The organism is Mesorhizobium sp. LNJC391B00 (assembly GCF_000502535.1).
In the GTDB taxonomy this organism is placed as follows: Bacteria; Pseudomonadota; Alphaproteobacteria; order Rhizobiales; family Rhizobiaceae; genus Mesorhizobium.
The window spans coordinates 155,930-173,502 of sequence record NZ_AYWI01000005.1; the positions used below are offsets into that span (position 1 = coordinate 155,930).

Annotated in this window: 11 protein-coding genes and 1 tRNA gene; 3 read left to right on the forward strand and 9 right to left on the reverse strand. The window is 63.6% G+C overall.

From position 1 onward, the window contains the following. The first annotated feature begins 20 nt into the window (after window positions 1-20). Complete coding sequence (betB, locus tag X750_RS150560) at window positions 21-1,484, forward strand: betaine-aldehyde dehydrogenase (protein ID WP_023747513.1); 1,464 nt, start codon at window positions 21-23, stop codon at window positions 1,482-1,484. A 128-nt stretch (window positions 1,485-1,612) separates the two neighbouring features. Here the strand turns inward: betB and X750_RS150555 are convergent, their stop codons facing one another. Together X750_RS150555 and X750_RS150550 are read right to left on the reverse strand one after the other, a co-directional pair. Then, window positions 1,613-3,850 carry a mannose-1-phosphate guanylyltransferase/mannose-6-phosphate isomerase gene (locus X750_RS150555; protein WP_023747514.1) on the reverse strand — a complete coding sequence of 746 codons (2,238 nt, stop codon included), beginning with the start codon at window positions 3,848-3,850 and terminating at the stop codon, window positions 1,613-1,615. Window positions 3,851-3,861: 11 nt separating this feature from the next. Continuing rightward, complete coding sequence (locus tag X750_RS150550) at window positions 3,862-5,382, reverse strand: phosphomannomutase/phosphoglucomutase (protein ID WP_023747515.1); 1,521 nt, start codon at window positions 5,380-5,382, stop codon at window positions 3,862-3,864. 200 nt (window positions 5,383-5,582) lie between these two features. Here X750_RS150550 and X750_RS150545 point away from each other — a divergent pair. Both X750_RS150545 and X750_RS150540 read left to right on the forward strand, forming a co-directional pair. Then, a tRNA-Pro gene (locus tag X750_RS150545) sits at window positions 5,583-5,659 on the forward strand. 173 nt (window positions 5,660-5,832) lie between these two features. Then, window positions 5,833-6,195: a hypothetical protein gene (locus X750_RS150540; RefSeq protein WP_023747516.1), complete on the forward strand. Its 363-nt coding sequence runs from the start codon at window positions 5,833-5,835 to the stop codon at window positions 6,193-6,195. A 10-nt stretch (window positions 6,196-6,205) separates the two neighbouring features. Here X750_RS150540 and X750_RS150535 read toward each other — a convergent pair whose 3' ends face one another. From X750_RS150535 to X750_RS150505, 7 genes are all read right to left on the reverse strand, one after another. Beyond that, the gene (locus tag X750_RS150535; protein WP_023747517.1) at window positions 6,206-7,825 is read right to left on the reverse strand and encodes an ABC transporter ATP-binding protein; all 1,620 of its coding nucleotides are present in this window, start codon (window positions 7,823-7,825) and stop codon (window positions 6,206-6,208) included. A 32-nt stretch (window positions 7,826-7,857) separates the two neighbouring features. Then, window positions 7,858-8,985 (reverse strand): ABC transporter permease subunit, encoded by a 1,128-nt coding sequence (locus X750_RS150530; protein WP_023670736.1) that lies wholly within the window; start codon window positions 8,983-8,985, stop codon window positions 7,858-7,860. A gap of 9 nt (window positions 8,986-8,994) precedes the next feature. Beyond that, on the reverse strand, window positions 8,995-9,918 hold the full coding sequence (locus X750_RS150525) for an ABC transporter permease subunit (protein ID WP_023684574.1): 924 nt from the start codon (window positions 9,916-9,918) through the stop codon (window positions 8,995-8,997). Window positions 9,919-10,092: 174 nt separating this feature from the next. Next, window positions 10,093-11,685, reverse strand: a complete 1,593-nt coding sequence (locus X750_RS150520) for a peptide ABC transporter substrate-binding protein (RefSeq protein WP_023747518.1) — start codon at window positions 11,683-11,685, stop codon at window positions 10,093-10,095. Between the two features lie 449 nt (window positions 11,686-12,134). Next, window positions 12,135-13,784 carry an alpha-glucosidase family protein gene (locus X750_RS150515; RefSeq protein WP_023747519.1) on the reverse strand — a complete coding sequence of 550 codons (1,650 nt, stop codon included), beginning with the start codon at window positions 13,782-13,784 and terminating at the stop codon, window positions 12,135-12,137. Further along, a complete protein-coding gene (glgX, locus tag X750_RS150510) occupies window positions 13,784-15,784 on the reverse strand; it encodes a glycogen debranching protein GlgX (RefSeq protein ID WP_023747520.1) in 2,001 nt (666 codons plus the stop codon). Before glgX ends, X750_RS150515 begins: the two co-directional genes overlap by 1 nt. Before the next feature lie 157 nt (window positions 15,785-15,941). After that, entirely contained in the window at window positions 15,942-17,570 is a 1,629-nt protein-coding gene (locus X750_RS150505; RefSeq protein WP_023747521.1) for an alpha-D-glucose phosphate-specific phosphoglucomutase, read from the reverse strand. Window positions 17,571-17,573: the final 3 nt, after the last annotated feature.

Genomic DNA, 17,573 nt, shown 5'->3' on the forward strand with positions numbered 1-17,573 from the left:
AAGACCATTGGAGAATTCATATGCGCGCCCAGCCAACGGCATCGCACTATGTCAACGGCCGCTACATCGAGGACGAAGGCGGCGCGCCGCTGCCGGTGATCTATCCGGCGACCGGTGAGGTCATCGCCACTTTGCATTCGGCGACTCCGAACGTGCTGGAGCTCGCCATCGAAGCCGCGCGGGCCGCACAACCGGCCTGGGCGCGGATGAAGCCGGTCGAGCGTGGCCGCATCCTGCGCCGCGCCGCCGACATTTTGCGCGCGCGCAACGCCGATCTGGCGCGGATCGAGACGCTCGACACCGGCAAGGCGATCCAGGAAACGCTGGTGGCGGATGCACTATCGGCCGCCGACTGCCTCGAATATTTCGGCGGCGCGGTTGCCGCCTTCAACGGCGAGGCGATCGATCTTGGTGGACCTTTTGCCTATACGCGCCGCGAGGCGCTCGGTGTGTGCGTCGGCATCGGCGCCTGGAACTATCCGATCCAGATCGCCGGCTGGAAATCCGCCCCGGCGCTCGCCATGGGCAACGCCATGGTATTCAAGCCTTCGGAGAACACGCCGCTGTCGGCGCTGGCGCTGGCCGAGATCTACTCAGAGGCGGGCCTGCCCGACGGGCTGTTCAACGTCGTGCAAGGCTATGGCGAAGTCGGCGCCGGCCTCGTCGGCCATGATGTCGTTGCCAAGGTTTCGGTGACCGGCTCGGTGCCGACCGGCCGCAAGGTGCTGTCGCTCGCCGGTTCGAAGATGAAGCATGCGACGATGGAACTCGGCGGCAAGTCGCCGCTGATCGTGTTCGACGATGCCGATCTCGAAAACGCCATCGGCGGCGCCATGCTCGGCAATTTCTATTCGACCGGGCAGATCTGCTCCAACGGCACGCGTGTTTTCGTACAAAGCGGCATCCATGACCGCTTCGTCGACCGGCTGGTCGAGCGGACGAAAAAGATCCGCATCGGCGATCCGCTCGATCCTGAGACGCAGATGGGGCCGCTGGTCAACAAGGCGCAGCAGGAGAAGGTCGTTTCCTACATCGCGGCCGGCAGGCAGGATGGAGCAACGCTCGCCTGCGGTGGCAACGTGCCGTCACTGCAAGGGTTCGATGGCGGCTTCTTTGTAGAGCCAACCGTGTTCACCGGTGTCACCGATAAGATGCGCATTGCGCGCGAGGAGATTTTCGGGCCGGTGATGAGCGTGCTGAAGTTCGACGGCGAGGACGAGGTGATCGACCGCGCCAACGACACCGAATTCGGCCTCGCCGCCGGCGTCTTCACCCGCGACCTGCAGCGCGCTCATAAGGTGATCGCCGAACTGCAGGCCGGCACCTGCTGGATCAACGCCTACAATCTGACGCCGGTGGAAATTCCGTTTGGCGGGGTGAAGCAATCCGGCATCGGGCGCGAGAACTCGCTGGCGGCTTTAGCGCTCTATTCGCAGCTGAAGGCGGTGTATGTCGAGACCGGGGACGTGGCGAGCCCGTATTGAGGGTTGAAAGCGAAGTGACAGCTGATCTCCCCCCTTGCGGGGGAGATGGCCGGCAGGCCAGAGGGGGNCCCCCCTCTGCCTTGCCAGGCATCTCCCCCGCAAGGGGGGAGATTGGCAGCTCCAACGCTTCACCCCTTCTGCGCCGTGCCGTCCAGATACTGCGTCAGCGCGCAGACCAGATGATAAAAGATGCTGGCCGGCACATCGCTCGCCAGCGAGCGGCCGCGTTCGTCGATGCGGTCGATCCACAGGCCGAGCGGCGCCGGGTCGATGTGCCAGCGGAACAGGCGGCCGACGCGCGCTTCGATCTCCGGTTTGAGGTCGGGGCCACCTGAACCGTCAAGCGCAATCGCCGCCTTGATCGCTTCCGCCTGCGGCCAGCTGCGCGATACGAGGTCGAGCGGCAGGCCCTGCCGGGAGACCGCACCGTAGGCAAGGCCGGTGGCGCGGTTGAGGCCGTTGGCGACGGCCGAGGCGTAGAGCTTGCGGGCAAAATTGCTCAACTCGCCCTGACCGCTGCGGGCGACGAAATCGGTGAGCAGCGAGGCCCATTCGAAATGATGGCCGGGCTCGGTCCATGTGCCCTTCTCGCCGGCGGCCGGCTTCCACCCGGCGTCGAAATATTCGCCCAGCGTCCAGCTCTCGGCATCGAAGAAATGACTGCGGAAAAGGTCGATGATGCGCGCGGCGCGGCGCAGATAGGTGCGGTCGCCGGTCGCCTCATACCAGGCGAGGAAGGCCTCGAGCAGATGCATATGCGGGTTGGAGCGCCGCTCGCCCTCGCCGTCGGATGTCTCCAGAAAGCCGGTCATGCGGCTGTCCTCGAGATGCGCGTCGAGAAACACGAAGGTCTCCTGGCCCAGCCGCAGCGCATCCGGATCGCCGCACATATGCGCGTGCGCCAGCGCCAGCAGCACGCAGGAATGGTCGTAGGCATCCTCGGTTGGGTCGGCGACGGAGCCGTCGACATTGAGCGTGCGCACCCAGCCGCCCCGGTCCGTGCGGCCCTTGCCGGCCATGAAGGCGATGCCATGGGCGATCAGGCGATCGGCTGGACCGTCCCAGCCGCGGGCCTTGGCAACGGCGAAGGCGTAGACTTGCCTCGCCGTCGTGCGCATGCGCTTGGGCTTCAACAGCGCCTCGCCGTCGAAGCCGAGCGCCTCGTGGAAGCCGCCATGACGCTCATCGACGCCTGAAGTCGACCACAGCGGCAAGGTCTCCTCGAACAGCCAGTGATGCACGCGCCGGCGCCAGGCGCCGCTTTCGATGACGCGGTCGTGTGCCGGCGTGAACCTGGTTTCCAGCCGGCCCGACTTTTCCAGCTGCTCGACGATCTTCTTGACGTGCTGGCTGTGGCTGACCGGGGCGACGAAGGTGGCGTCCGCCGTCGAGACGATGGCGACGTCCTTCATGCCGATAGCCGACAAAAGCCGGCCGTCGCTTCTGATGTAGGAGTTCTCGCAATCGATGGCGACAACATCGCCGACGACGACATTGCCATTGGCATCAGCAGGGCCGACATCGAGCAGCGACTGCCAGGAGCCGAGGTCGTTCCAGCGAAAGCCGGCCGGCACCATGGCGATGTCCTTGGCCCGCTCCATGACGGCGTAGTCGATCGAGTTCGACGGGATGGCGGCGTAGAGGTCGAGCGGCATATAGAGGCCGGACAGGTCCGAAGTCGCTGCCTTGTAGGCCGCTTCGGTGGCCTGCCAGATGTCGGGCTGGAAGGCCGCAAATGCGTCGCGCATGGCGCCGGCGCGAAACAGGAAAATGCCGGTGTTCCAGTAGAAGGTGCCCGCACTGAGATAGCTCTGCGCAGTGGCGAGGTCGGGCTTTTCGACGAAGCGCGACACGTCGAAGACGCCGCCGCTTTCGGCTGCGACTTCGATATACCCATAGCCGGTCTCGGGCTGCGCCGGCTTGATGCCGAACACCACCAGACGGCCGGCAAGCGCTGCCTGGCTGCCCGCCTCGACGCTCTGCCAGAACTGATTGGGCGTGGCGATTTCGTGGTCTGACGGCACCACCAGCACTAGGCTGTCGCCGAACTCCGACAATGTGCGCAGCGCGGCCAGCGCCACGGCGGCAGCCGTGTTGCGCCCGGTCGGCTCGAACAGCGGGCCACCGCCGGCGAGGTCGAGTCCGGCAAGATCGGCATGGACACGCTCGGCATGGCGCTCGGCGGCGATCAGGAAGATCGGCGTCTCACCTTCCGGCCGCGCCGTCAGCCGGCGCAAGGTCTTGGCCAGCATCGAGCCGTCGCCGGAGAGATCGTGGAACTGTTTCGGGTTGTCCTCGCGTGACAGCGGCCACAGCCGCGAGCCGACACCGCCGCTCATGACAAAACTGACGATGCGCTCGCTCATGAAAGGTCCAATCAGAACGTCTGGTTGTAAGCGCCGACTTCGGGGCTGCGGCGCAGCACGGCGTCGACGGCGTCGAACATCTGCCGGCGGCGCTCGGACGATACCGGGCTTTCGACAACCACGACAAGCTCCGGCTTGTTCGACGACGCCCGTACCAGGCCCCAGGTGCCATCTTCGGCCACGATGCGCACGCCGTTGACGGTGATCAGGTCAGCGATCTTCTGGCCGGCAAAAGCCTTGCCGGCGCGCTGCATCGCCTGGAAGTCCGCCACCACCCGATCGACCACGCCGTATTTCACGTCATCGGCGCAATGCGGCGACATGGTCGGCGTGCCGAAGGTCAGCGGCAGCGCGCGATAGAGATCGGCCATCGAACTTGTGGGGTTGCGGACGAGCATCTCACAAATGGCTATTGCCGTGATGAGACCGTCATCATAGCCGCGGCCGATCGGCGGATTGAAGAAGAAATGGCCCGACTTCTCGAAGCCGGCAACGGCGCCCAGTTCGGCGACCCGGCGCTTGATGTAGGAATGGCCGGTCTTCCAGTAATCTGTCTTCGCGCCGTTGGCGCGCAGGACGCTGTCGGTGTTGAACAGGCCGGTCGACTTGACATCGACGACGAAAGCCGAGCCGGGGTATTGGGTTGATATGTCCCGCGCGAGCATGACGCCGACCTTGTCGGCAAAAATCTCGTTGCCCTCATTGTCGACCACGCCGCAACGGTCGCCGTCGCCATCGAAGCCCAGCCCGACATCGGCGCCGGTCTCCAGCACCTTGTCGCGGATGGCGTGCAGCATCTGCATGTCTTCCGGGTTGGGGTTATAGCGCGGAAAACTGTGGTCGAGCTCGACATCGAGCGGGATCACCTCGCAACCGATGCGCTCCAGCGCCTGTGGCGCGAAGGCGCCGGCAGTACCGTTGCCGCAAGCGGCCACGACTTTCAGCTTTCGCGCGATGCGCTTGTCGCTCACCAGATCGTCGAGATAGGTCTCGCGAAAACCGGAGACGAATTCGTAGGAGCCGCCGCCGGCGAGATCGAAGTCGCTCGACAGCACGATCTGTTTCAGTGCGCTCATCTCCTCTGGTCCGAAGGTGAGCGGCCTCGCCGCACCCATCTTGACTCCGGTCCAGCCATTCTCGTTGTGCGACGCCGTGACCATGGCGACGGATGGCACGTCGAGTGCGAATTGGGCGAAATAGGCCATGGGCGACAGCGCCAGGCCAATGTCTTTCACCTTTGCGCCCGCAGCCATCAGGCCGGAAACCAGCGCCAGCTTGATGGCAAGCGAATAGGAACGGAAATCATGCCCGGTGACGATGTCGGGACCGGCGCCAAGGCGGCGGATCAAGGTGCCAAGCCCCATGCCGAGCGCCTGGACGCCGATCAGGTTGAGCTCCGGCGGCTGCGCAGAGCCGGCGCAACCGAACCACCAGCGCGCATCGTACTCGCGAAATCCCGACGCCTTGATCAGCGCTTCCGTTTCGAATTCGAAGCTGTTGGGCCGGGCGTCGCCTACGATTTTCAGGGGCAAGGCAGCAGAGCTCCAGATGGCGAAAGCACAATTTATCGAGGCTGCGACTTAGCACACAAGGCTTTAAGCCGGGTTTATCCCGGGAGGGAAAGCCAAGCTTTGCGGCAATGCCCAACGAAAGCCAACGAAATGCGACAGAAGCGCTGCCATTGCCGCTTGCAGGAACGGTATGTGGCAGCTATAAGCCCGCGGTCTGGTCACGGAGTGTAGCGCAGCCTGGTAGCGCACCTCGTTCGGGACGAGGGGGTCGCAGGTTCAAATCCTGCCACTCCGACCAGAAAAAACAGACACTTAGGTGTTTGTTTCTCCCGACTCCCCACAAGATAGCTTGGTGCAAACCGGCCGCGTCGGCGTTCGCTGTCAGCGTGGTGTTTTGACGCGACAACCTTCCGCGCTACCTCGATAATAGGAATGCCGCCGAGACAGCGGCCGGAACGAGGTTTGCGGAAGATGAATTTGTTGATTTCAAGCCGGCTGTCAGCGCTGCTCGCTTTGTCCCTGGCGGCAGGCTGCTCATCGCTGGGCAGCGCGGTGAACCCGGCGAAATACGACAGCATGACATGCGCCGAGCTCAACACCGCCGTAGGCGATACCGCGCGCGACATCTCGCAAACCGCCATCACCCGCGGCAAGGTCGCCAACACCAGCGTGCCGAACTGGCTGCTCGGCGGCACGCGCGTGAAGAGCGCAGTGGCCAAGCGTGAGACGGCCAGAATCGAACTGCTGAAGCAGCGGCAAGAGGCCATTGTCGCGACAAGGGCCAACAGATGCCCAGGTCAGCGGGCTAGCGAACTGGCCCTACCTATCTGCTGAACGTCACGCCTTAAGCACTCAGCCTGAAGCGCGTGACATCGATCGCCGCAGCCATCAGCGTCTGGGTGTAGGCGGCCTGCGGGTTGCTGAAGATCTCTTCCGTCGGGCCTTCCTCGACGATCTTGCCCTGCCTCATGACGATGATGTAGTCGGCCATGGCGCGCACCACGGAGAGATCGTGGCTGATGAAGAGGTAGGACAGTTCGTGGTCGGCCTGCAGCTTGCGCAGCAATTCGACGATCTGCTTCTGCACCGAGCGGTCGAGCGCCGAAGTCGGCTCGTCCAGCACCACCAGGTTGGGCTTCAGGATCACGGCACGCGCGATGGCGATGCGCTGGCGCTGGCCGCCGGAGAATTCGTGCGGGTAGCGGTTGCGTGCGTTGGGGTCGAGGCCGACCTCGAGCAAGGCCTCGACGGCGCGCTGATCGCGTTGCTTGCCTGACAGGTTCGGCTCATGCACCAGAAGCCCTTCGGTGATGATCTGGCCGACGGTCATGCGCGGCGACAGCGAGCCGAACGGATCCTGGAAGACGAGTTGCATCTCACGTCGCAGCGGCCGCATCGCATGGCGGTCGGCGGTGGAGATGTCGCGGTCGCCGAAGCGGATGACACCGTCGCTGGGCAACAGGCGCAGAAGTGCGCGGCCGAGCGTCGATTTTCCCGAACCGGACTCGCCGACGATACCGATGGTCTGGTTGCGCTTCAGCCGGATCGAAATGTGATCGACGGCGCGTAGCAGCAGCGGTTCGCCGGCAAGGAAGCCGCCGCCGATCTTGAAGGTCACTTCGACATTGCGGCCCTCCAGCAGCACAGGAGCGCTGGGCGGCGGCGCCGCCTTGGTGCCGGTCGGTTCGGCGGCCAGCAGCATTTTGGTATAGGCATGCTGCGGGTTGGCGAAAAGTGCTTCCGCCTCGCCTTCCTCGACCACCTCGCCATAGCGCATGACATAGACGCGGTCGGCAAAGCGCCGGACGATGCCGAGATCGTGGGTGATAAAGACGATGGCCATGCCGAGCTTGCGCTGCAATGCGGCGAGCAGCACCAGGATCTGCGCCTGGATGGTGACGTCGAGCGCCGTCGTCGGCTCGTCGGCGATCAGGATGTCGGGGTCGTTGGCGAGCGCCATGGCAATCATGACGCGCTGGCGCTGGCCGCCCGACATTTCGTGCGGATAGGATTTCATCCGCCGCTCGGGATCGGGAATATGCACAAGCCGCAGCAGCTTGAGCGCCTCGTTCCGTGCCTCGGCTGTGTTCAGCCCGCGGTGCTTGCGGATTGGTTCGATCAGCTGGTTGCCGATCGAATAGAGCGGATCGAGCGAGGTCATCGGCTCCTGGAAGATCATGCTGATCTTGGCGCCGCGCACCTTGTTGAGGTCGGGCTTGCTCATGGTCAAAAGGTTGCGGCCGCGATAATCGACGTGCCCCGTCGCCTCGCCGTTGGACGCCAGCAGGCTCATCGCCGCCATCATGGTCTGGCTCTTGCCGGAGCCGGATTCGCCGACCACGGCTACGGTTTCCCCTGCCTTGACGTGGATGTTGATGCCCTTGACCGCTTCGACCGCGCCGTCGAGCGTGCGGAAGCGGACGCGAAGGTCCTTGACGCTGAGGATCGTTTCGGGCGTTTCCATCGCAACGGTCCCCATTTTATTTGGTCCCCATATTATCGGTCTCTCGGATCGAGCGCATCGCGCAGGCCGTCGCCGACGAAGTTCAGCGCAAACAGCGTCGACACGAGGAAGAAGGCGGGGAACAAAAGCAGCCAGTTGGCGGTGCCGATGTTCTTGGCGCCGACGGAGATGAGCACGCCCCAGCTGGTCATCGGTTCCTGCACGCCAAGGCCGAGGAAGGACAGAAAGCTTTCCAGGATGATGACCTGCGGCACCAGCAGCGTCATGTAGATCACCACTGGTCCGAGCAGATTGGGGATGACATGGCGCAGCAGGATGCCGCGCTGGCCGACGCCCATGGCTTCGGCCGCCTGGACATACTCCTGCCGCCGGATCGACAGCGCCTGGCCGCGCACGATGCGCGCCATGTCGAGCCACAGCACCGCTCCCACCGCCAGGAACATCAGCACGAAGTTGCGGCCGAAGAACACCACCAGCATGATGACAAAGAAAATGAAGGGCAAAGAATAGAGCACGTCGACGATGCGCATCATCACCTCGTCGATCTTGCCGCCGGAAAAGCCGGCCGCCGCCCCGTAGAGGACGCCGATGACCACCGCGACAATGCCGGCAAGCAGGCCGATGGCCAGCGAGATGCGCCCTGCCATCAGCGTTCGCGAGAGAAGATCGCGACCGGTGTTGTCGGTGCCGAACAGGAAGTACTGCTGTTTGACCGACGCAGTCATAGTCAATTCGAGCCCGTCGGCCGATTTGCTCTCTATCTTGGTATCGTCGAAGGCATCGGAGCGGTCAAGATAGCGGATGTTGCGGTCGTCGATCGGTTTGGTCGAGGTGACGGTGACGGTGACGCGACTGCCGTCCAGTTTCCACTCCTTGATGTCGACGCGCATGCGCTTGATGGCATCCTTGAGCGCCGTCTCGATCATGTCGGGCTTCGGATAGGCTGAAAAGCTTGGCGGCGTGCGCACATAGTCGGCATAGATGGTGGTGTACTGATGCGGCACGAACCAGGGGCCGAAGATGCTGATGACGCCAATGAAGGCCAGGTAATAGAGGCTGAACATGGCGGCGCGGTTGGCTTTGAGGCGCGCCCATGCGTCGCCCCAGAGCGAGCGGCCGACGACGGCCGGCGGAGCGGCGGCGGCTGTGATGTCAGTCATAGCGCACCCTCAGTCATAGCGTACCCTCGGGTCGACGACCGCGTACATGACGTCGACGATCAGGTTGAAGACGATGGTGAAGAGCGCGATCACCACCACGGTCCCCATCACCAGCGTGTAGTCGCGGTTGAGCGCGGCATCGACGAAATAGCGGCCGACACCGGGAATGGAGAAGATGGTCTCGACGATGACCGAACCGGTGAGCAGCGCCGCGGCTGCGGGGCCGGTGAAGGAAACGATCGGCAGGATGGCGCCGCGCAGCGCGTGCTTGACCACCACCGACCAGTCGGAGAGGCCGAGCGCACGCGCCGTTCGGATATGATGCGAACGCAAGCTCTCGATCATCGACCCGCGCATCAGGCGGGCAACGATGGCGATCTGCGGCAAGGCCAGCGTCAGCACCGGGCCGATCTTGTTGATTAATGCGCCATCACCCCAGCCGCCGATCGGCAACAGCTTCCAGGTCAATCCGAACACCAGCTGAATCACAGGAGCGATGACGAAGGTGGGGATAGTGCTGCCGGCGGTCGCCAGCGCAATCACCGTATAGTCGCCAAGCTTGTTCTGGTTGAGCGCGGCGATGGTGCCGAGCACCGAACCAAGCAGCAGCGCCAGGATCAGCGCCGAGGTGCCGAGCTGGACCGATATCGGCAGCCCCTTGGCAAACAGTTCGGTGACGGTGAAGTCAGGCAAATTGTAGCTCGGCCCGAAATTGCCGCGCAGAAGATTGCCGAGATAGTGGGCATATTGCAGCCAGAGCGGATCGTCGAGGCCGAACTGTGCTTCCAGATTGGCCCTGATCTCGGGACTGAGGCCCCGCTCCTGATTGAAGGGGCCGCCCGGTGCGACGCGTATCAGGAAGAACGCCATGGTCACGATGACGAACAGCGTCGGAATGGCGGTCAGAAGCCGCCGTAAGATGTATCGCAGCATCGGCGCCCCGCTTCGGCCAGAGCGACATACGTCCATGCGGACGCATTGCCACGCTCCGGCGCCAAATCTTCGCACCGGGCTTGCCGAAAATCGACCACGACTTTCGGACCGGTGCGATGACCGACCAGTCCGCCGCGCCCAAATGGGGCGCGGCGGTCCAGTCAAGGATGATTATCAGTCCTTGGAGACGAAGCGGGACGGATGGATGTCCATCACATTGTCATCGAAGCCATGCAGCTTCGAGGAGACGATATCGTGGAAGCTGTAGTAGAGAAGCGGAATGTTGCCGACGTCATCGACAAGGATGCGCTCGGCCTCAGTGAGGTCCTTCATGCGCTCTTCCGGCTTGCCGCCGGCAGCCGCGGCCTTGTCCATGGCCGCCTCATATGCCGGGCTGACGTAGTTCGAATAGTTGTTGCCGCTGGCCTTGCGGGTGATGCCGAGGAAGGTCTCGGGATCCTTGTAGTCGGCGATCCAGGCGGCACGCGCCACGTCGTAGTTGCCCTTCTGCTCGAGGAAGGAATAGTGGGTCTTGGTATCGGTGTTGAGCAGCGTGATCTCGACGCCAAGCGGCTTCAACTGTTCCTGGATGGCAACCGCGGTGTTCTTGTGGTTTTCCGAGGTGTTGTAGCGGATCTCCATCTTCAGCGGATGCTCGGGCGTATAGCCGAGTTTCTCAAGGATCTTCTTGGCGGCGTCCTCGCGGTCGATCTGCGGCATGTCGGCGTATTTGGCCATTGCCGGCGTGTAGCCGGCGATGCCCGGAGGCACCATCGAATAGCCAGGCAGCATGGAATTCTGCCAGACCTTTTCGGCCAGGAAGTCGCGGTCGATAGCCATCGAGATGGCGTTGCGCAGCTCGACATTGTCCCAGGGCGCCTTGTCGGTCTTGATCGCGTAATAATAGGTGCCGAGATACGGTCCGACGCGGACCTGATCGCCGAACTTGGTCTTGAGGTCAGCGAGCTGTTCGGTCGGCAGGTCGCCGTAGCTGTCGAGTTCGCCGGCCTCGAAGCGCTTCATCGCCGAAGAGCGGTCTTCGGTCGGGATGTAGTTGACGACGTCCATCTTGACGGTCGCGGCATCCCAGAATTTCGGATTCTTGACCAGCTTCATGTGGTCGTTGGGAATCCACTCGGCCAATGTATAGGCGCCGTTCGAAACGAGATTGCCCGCCTTGATCCAGTCGGCGCCGAGCTTGTCGATCGAGGCCTTGTTGACCGGGTAGGTAGCCTGGTGGGTCAGCATCTCCAGGAAGTATGGCGTCGGCGCCTTCAGCGTCACTTCCAGGGTGTTGGCGTCGATCGCCTTGACGCCCATGTCCTCGGGCTTGCCTTTCTTGGTGTTGACTTCCTCGGCGTTCTTCACGGGATAGAGCATGGAAGCGTATTCGGCGGCGGTCGCCGGATCCTCCAGCCTACGGAAGGAATAGACGAAGTCGTCCGCCGTCACCGGGCTGCCATCCGACCACAAGCCGTCCTTGCGCAGCTTGAAGGTGTAGACGGTGCCGTCATCCGATACCGTCCAGCTTTCGGCGGCGCCCGGGATGAGGTTCGTCTTCTGATCGTGCATGACCAGTCCCTGGAACAGGTCGCGTATGATATCGGCTTCGTAGACGGTCGAGGTCTTGTGCGGATCGACCGTCTCCGCTTCGGCGGCGCTGCCTCTGTTATAGACGGTCTCGGCAAGGACCGGCGTCAGGAACGTGCCTGCGGCAAAGGTCATGGTCGCGGCGACAAGCGTCGCCTTCAGCATATTTTTCAGCATGAAGTCTCTCCCTGTGGCGCTGCCCATCGGCTGCGCCTTACGAGTGTTGACGCCCCGGAACCGATTTCTGGCCCCTTCGAGCGCGCCGCCGGTTCCCGTTCCGGCAGCTGGTGGCAGGAGACTAGACAGACGGAAATATTATTTCAACCGAGTCTTGCTTGACGCTAAGTGAGCATCCTCACCCTAAACCAGCCATAGCTAATCTATATTACAAGGTCCAATTGGATGCAACTTGCGGTTGTCCTGTAACTTTGGGTTTTGCCCTCAGCAGTTGTCATTAGCGCAACCATCTGGAAACATTTCAGGAATGCCGTTCGTGGCCAAGCTCGACGAAAGTACCGAAGAAGCCCGAAAATGAAAAACGTGGCGCCGGTGGCGTTGCACGGATCACTCGGCATGGTTGCATGCGGACACGATCTTTGTTGACGCCGGACGGCGTCCCTGAAAGATCAGCCTACCTTGCCGACAAACCAGCCCAGGGCCTGCAGCGACAGCCCCTCCTCCTGCAGGACGGCACCGCCACCCAGAGCGATCGCCTCGACAGGCTGGAGATCCGGCGGCAGTGGCCAGTCGGCCGGCTTGTCGGCGAAATTGAAGACGCAGAGCAATGTCTCGTCCTCGCCCTGCCGGATGAAGGCAAGGACATCGCCCTCGGTATCGAGAAAGCGGATCGGGCCCTTGACCAGCGCCAGGTGCGCCTTGCGCAAGGCGAGCATCGTCCGGTAGCCGGCGAGCACGGACTTGTCGTCGGCGTTCTGGATATCGACCGCCCGAGCGCGGTGGCTTTCCGGCACCGGCAGCCAGGGTTTTCCCGAGGAAAAACCGGCATTGTCGGCGCCCGCCTCCCAGACCATCGGTGTGCGGCAGCCGTCCCTGCCTTTGACCCCCGGCCAGAAACGGATGCCGACGGGATCGCGCAGATCCTCGAAGGTCAGTTCCGCCTCCTCCAGCCCAAGCTCTTCGCCTTGGTAGAGACAGATCGAGCCCCGTAGGCAGGAGAGCAAAGCGATAGCGAATGTCGCCACCGCATCTGGATCGCCGCCCGGCCGCGTCCAGCGGCTGACATGGCGCACGACATCGTGGTTGGAGAATGCCCAGCAGACCCAGCCGTCGGCGACAGCTGCCTCGAAGGCCTCGACGCAGCCGCGCACATGGGCGGCTGAGAATTGCTGACCGAGCAGGTCGAAGGTGTAGCACATGTTGAGCTTGTCGCCGCCGGATGTGTAGGCGGCCAGCGTCTGCAGCGAACGGCCTTCGTCGCCGACCTCGCCGACACTGGCGCGGCCGTCATATTCGTCGAGCAAAGCGCGGAAGCGCCTGAGGAAACCGAGGTTTTCCGGTTGCGTCTTGTCGAACAGATGCTCCTGGAAGAGATAGGTGTTGGTTTCGCCGTTGGTGCCGGCGACGCTCGACGCCAGCGGCGGATTGCTGCGCAGCCAGCGGTCGTGGAGATAGTAGTTGACCGTATCCAGGCGGAAGCCGTCGACGCCGCGCTCGAGCCAGAACCGCACCGTCTGCAACAACGCGTCTTGAACCTCAGGATTGTGGAAGTTGAGGTCCGGCTGCGAGGCGAGGAAATTGTGCATGTAGTATTGCCGGCGGGTCGCGTCCCACTCCCAGGCCGGGCCGCCGAAGACCGACAGCCAGTTGTTGGGCGCGTTGCCGTCCGGCCTGGTGTCGGCCCAGACATACCAGTCAGCCTTGGGATTATCCTTGCTGGCACGGCTCTCTACAAACCATTCGTGCTTGTCGGAGGAGTGCGACAACACCTGATCGATGATCACCTTCAGGCCGAGCCTGTGCGCCTCGGCAACCAGCGCGTCAAAGTCGTCGAGCGTGCCGAACATCGGATCGACCGCCTGATAGTCGGAGACGTCGTAGCCCATATCGGCCATTGGCGATTTGAAGAAGGGCGACAGCCAGACGGCGTCGACGCCGAGCGAGGCGACGTGCGCCAGCCGTGAGGTGATGCCTGAGAGGTCGCCGCTGCCGTCGCCGGTGGTGTCCTGGAAGGAGCGAGGATAGATCTGGTAGATGACGCAGCCGCGCCACCAGTCGGCGCTCTGTTCGGGTCCCGGCTGGGCATTGTCGTCGGCCATCACGGACCCTTCCTGGCGCGGGCCTTTGCGGTCCGGCGCTCGATCATGAAACTGACACTGCGGCCGGGCAGCGGCCACGCGAGGTCGACCGCTTGCGCTTCAACAGCCGGCTGCCATTCAAACCCTTGCCGCGCGGGCAGCGTGAAGACGCATTGGCGGCGATCGCCATTGACGATCACAGCCAGGCGGCCTTCCCCGCCATCGCCGAGCAGCATGACGAGGCGATGGCGCGAGCCATCGTTCCAGTCGGCTTCGCCGAGCGGCGCGCCGGTCTCGGTCAGCCAGGCGATGTCGGGCGTTTCAGAACCGGGCGGCGGCTCTCCGGTCAGGAAGCGCGTATCGGAAAGCGCCGGCACCGCGCCGCGCAGAGCTGCGAGCGCGGACACATGGGCTTCCAGCCCGACGTCGCGCCCGGCCCAGTCGAGCCAGGTGATGGCGTTGTCCTGCGCATAGGCGTTGTTGTTGCCCCCTTGCGTGCGGCCGAATTCATCGCCCGCCGTCAGCATGATGGTGCCGCGCGAGGCAAACAGAGTGGCGAGCAGCGCGAAGCGATCATGGGAACGGGCCTCGGCAATCGCCTTGTCCGAGGTTTCGCCCTCGACGCCGTTGTTCCAGGACAGGTTCTCATTGTGGCCGTCGCGGTTCTTCTCGCCATTGGCTTGGTTGTGCTTGGCTTCATAAGCGACGATATCGGCCAGCGTCATGCCATCGTGCGCGGCGATGAAGTTGACCGTGCGGCTGGCGGATTGGCCCTCCCTGCCGAACACATCGGAGGAGCCGGCGAGCCTTGTCGCCAGCGCACCGACCGTGCCGGCATCGCCGCGCCAGAAGCGCCTGACGTCGTCGCGGTAGCGGTCGTTCCATTCGAGGTAAGGCGGCCGGAAATTGCCGAGCTGATAGCCATTCGGGCCGATGTCCCAGGGCTCGGCGATCAGCACCCTGTCGGCAAGGATGGGATCGGTTGCGATGGTTTCGAGCAACGGGGCTGCCGGATCGAATGCGCCATCGACGCGACCGAGGACCGGCGCCAGGTCGAAGCGGAAACCGTCGACGCCGGCTTGGCGGACGAAATGGCGCAGCGTGTCGAGTACCATGTCACGAACGACCGGATGGTCGCAGGCGATGGTATTGCCGGTGCCGGTATCGTTGGCCAACCTGCCGTCCGGCTCGCTGCGGTAGTAGGCTTGATTGTCGAGGCCGCGCAGCGACAGCGTCGGCCCGAGCCGGTCACTTTCGCCGGTATGATTGAAGACGAGATCGAGGATGGTGCCAATGCCAACCCTGCGCAGCACCCCCACAGTATCGCGCAACTCGGCGAGGCCGCCGGGCGCCAGGCGCGGGTCGAGCGCCATGAAGGTGACTGGGTTGTAGCCCCAGGCATTGCTGAGGCCCAGCGGCGGCAAATGGCGCTCATCGACCCATGCCGTCACGGGCATCAGCTCAACGGCGGAGACGCCGATCTTCTTGAGATGTTCGACGATAGCCGGATGGGCAAGGGCTGCAATGGTGCCGCGCTGCGCTTCGGGCACGTCCGGATGCAGCCTGGTGAAGGAGCGGACGTTCAGTTCGTAGATCAGGCCGCCTGGCTGGAACAAAGGCGGCTTGGCCGGCAGCGGCTTCGGTTGAGCCCGCGCGATGGTCTTCGGCATCAGTGGCGCGGTGTCGGCGTCTTCGTTGCGCCGGGCGGCAAGCCGCCAATGATGCTGGTAGGGCCGGTCTATCTCGACGGCGTAGGGATCAGTGAGCAGCTTGTCGGGATCGAACCACAGCCCGCGCTCCGGCGCATATTCGCCGTCGGCGCGAAAGCCGTAGCGCGTACCCGCGGCAAGGCCGGCGACGAACAGCGCATGGACGCTCTCGCCTTCCGGCTGAAGTTCGAGCCGGTCGATTTCACGGGCGCCGGTGTCGTCGAAGATCGACACCCACAGGCGCCGCGCGGATGACGACCAGGCGGCGAAGCGGATGCCTTCGGGAGTGACGGTTGCGCCGAGCTGGGTCATCGGCGCATCCTCCACTCTCCCCCTTGTGGGGAGGGTCGCGAACGAAGTGAGCGGGGTGGGGGTCGGCGCGGGGAAAGCGCTTTACGAGCACCCCCAACCCGATCCGCTGCGCGGATCGACCCTCCCCACAAGGGGGAGGGTAAAGACGTCACCACCCTCAAGTAATCACGCTCGGCTTGTTGCGCCCGGTGTGGCTCTTGATCCCGGCGATATCATCGGCAGCCGCGATCAGGTCAGCGAGCGCCTCTTGCGTGTCGAGATCATGCCGCGCTCTGTCCGGCTCGTAGCGCTCGATGTAGACGCGCAGCGTAGCACCCGACGTGCCGGTGCCGGACAAACGAAACACGACACGCGAGCCGCCTTCGAACAGGATGCGGATGCCCTGGTTCTTGCTCACCGAACCGTCGACGGGATCGTGATAGGCGAAGTCGTCGGCATTGGCGATCTTCAGGCCGCGCACGCTGGTGCCGGGCAGCGAGGTCAGCTTGGCGCGCAACTCGTCGACCAGGGCGTTGGCGCGCTCGGTTTCGACCTCCTCATAGTCATGACGTGAATAGTAATTGCGGCCGTAGGTCGCCCAATGTTCGGTGACGACGTCCTTGCAGCTTTCGCCGCGCACGGCCAGGATGTTCAGCCACAACAGCACCGCCCACAGCCCGTCCTTTTCGCGGACATGGTTCGAGCCGGTGCCGGCGCTTTCCTCGCCGCAGATCGTTGCCATGCCGGCATCGAGCAGATTGCCGAAGAACTTCCAACCGGTCGGCGTTTCGTAGATGCCGATGCCGAGCTTTTCGGCGACGCGGTCTGCCGCGCCGCTGGTCGGCATCGAGCGGGCGATGCCTTTGAGGCCGTCCTTGTAGCCCGGCGCCAACTGCGCATTGGCGGCAAGCATGGCCACCGAATCCGACGGGGTGACGAAAATGCCCTTGCCGATGATCAAGTTGCGGTCGCCGTCGCCGTCGGAAGCGGCGCCGAAATCGGGCGCATCCGGTCCCATCATCTCGTCATAGAGATGCTTGGCGTGGACCAGGTTCGGATCCGGGTGATGGCCGCCAAAATCCGGCAGCGGCTTGTAGTTGCGGCAGGTGCCATTCTCCGCGCCGAGCCGGCGCTCGAGGATTTCCTTGGCATACGGCCCGGTGACCGCATGCATGGCGTCGAAGCGCATGCGGAAGCCGTATTTGAAATTGGCGCGGATGGCGTCGAAGTCGAACAGGCTCTCCATCAATTCGGCATAGTCGGTGACCGGGTCGATAATCTCGACCGCCATGCCGCCGGCGGTCACCGTGCCGATCTTGTCGATGTCGATCTGGTCGATGTCGGCGGTCTTGAAGCTCGAAATCGTCCTGGTCTTTTCGAAGATCGCGTCGGTCAGCTTTTCCGGCGCCGGGCCGCCATTGCCGGCATTGTACTTGATGCCGAAATCCTCGTGCGGGCCGCCCGGATTGTGACTGGCCGACAGGATGATGCCGCCGAAGGTCTTGTATTTGCGGATGACATGCGACGCCGCCGGCGTCGACAGTATGCCGCCCTGCCCGACCATCACCTTGCCGAAGCCGTTGGCCGCCGCCATGGCGATGGCCTTCTGGATGACCTCGCGGTTGTAGAAGCGGCCGTCGCCGCCGATCACCAGCGTCTTGCCCTCAAAGCCCTCCAGCGCGTCGAAGATCGACTGGATGAAGTTCTCGGCATAGTGCTCCTGCTGAAAGACAGGCACCTTCTTGCGCAGGCCGGACGTGCCGGGTTTCTGGTCGAGATAGGGTTTGGTGGCGACGGTCCGGATCATGCT

Coding starts and splice junctions, on each gene's coding strand:
- betB (WP_023747513.1), top strand. CDS start 21: ATGCGCGCCCAGCCAACGGCATCGCACTATGTCAACGGCCGCTACATC.
- X750_RS150555 (WP_023747514.1), bottom strand. CDS start 3,850: ATGAGCGAGCGCATCGTCAGTTTTGTCATGAGCGGCGGTGTCGGCTCG.
- X750_RS150540 (WP_023747516.1), top strand. CDS start 5,833: ATGAATTTGTTGATTTCAAGCCGGCTGTCAGCGCTGCTCGCTTTGTCC.
- X750_RS150535 (WP_023747517.1), bottom strand. CDS start 7,825: ATGGAAACGCCCGAAACGATCCTCAGCGTCAAGGACCTTCGCGTCCGC.
- X750_RS150530 (WP_023670736.1), bottom strand. CDS start 8,985: ATGACTGACATCACAGCCGCCGCCGCTCCGCCGGCCGTCGTCGGCCGC.
- X750_RS150525 (WP_023684574.1), bottom strand. CDS start 9,918: ATGCTGCGATACATCTTACGGCGGCTTCTGACCGCCATTCCGACGCTG.
- X750_RS150520 (WP_023747518.1), bottom strand. CDS start 11,685: ATGCTGAAAAATATGCTGAAGGCGACGCTTGTCGCCGCGACCATGACC.
- X750_RS150515 (WP_023747519.1), bottom strand. CDS start 13,784: ATGGCCGACGACAATGCCCAGCCGGGACCCGAACAGAGCGCCGACTGG.
- glgX (WP_023747520.1), bottom strand. CDS start 15,784: ATGACCCAGCTCGGCGCAACCGTCACTCCCGAAGGCATCCGCTTCGCC.
- X750_RS150505 (WP_023747521.1), bottom strand. CDS start 17,570: ATGATCCGGACCGTCGCCACCAAACCCTATCTCGACCAGAAACCCGGC.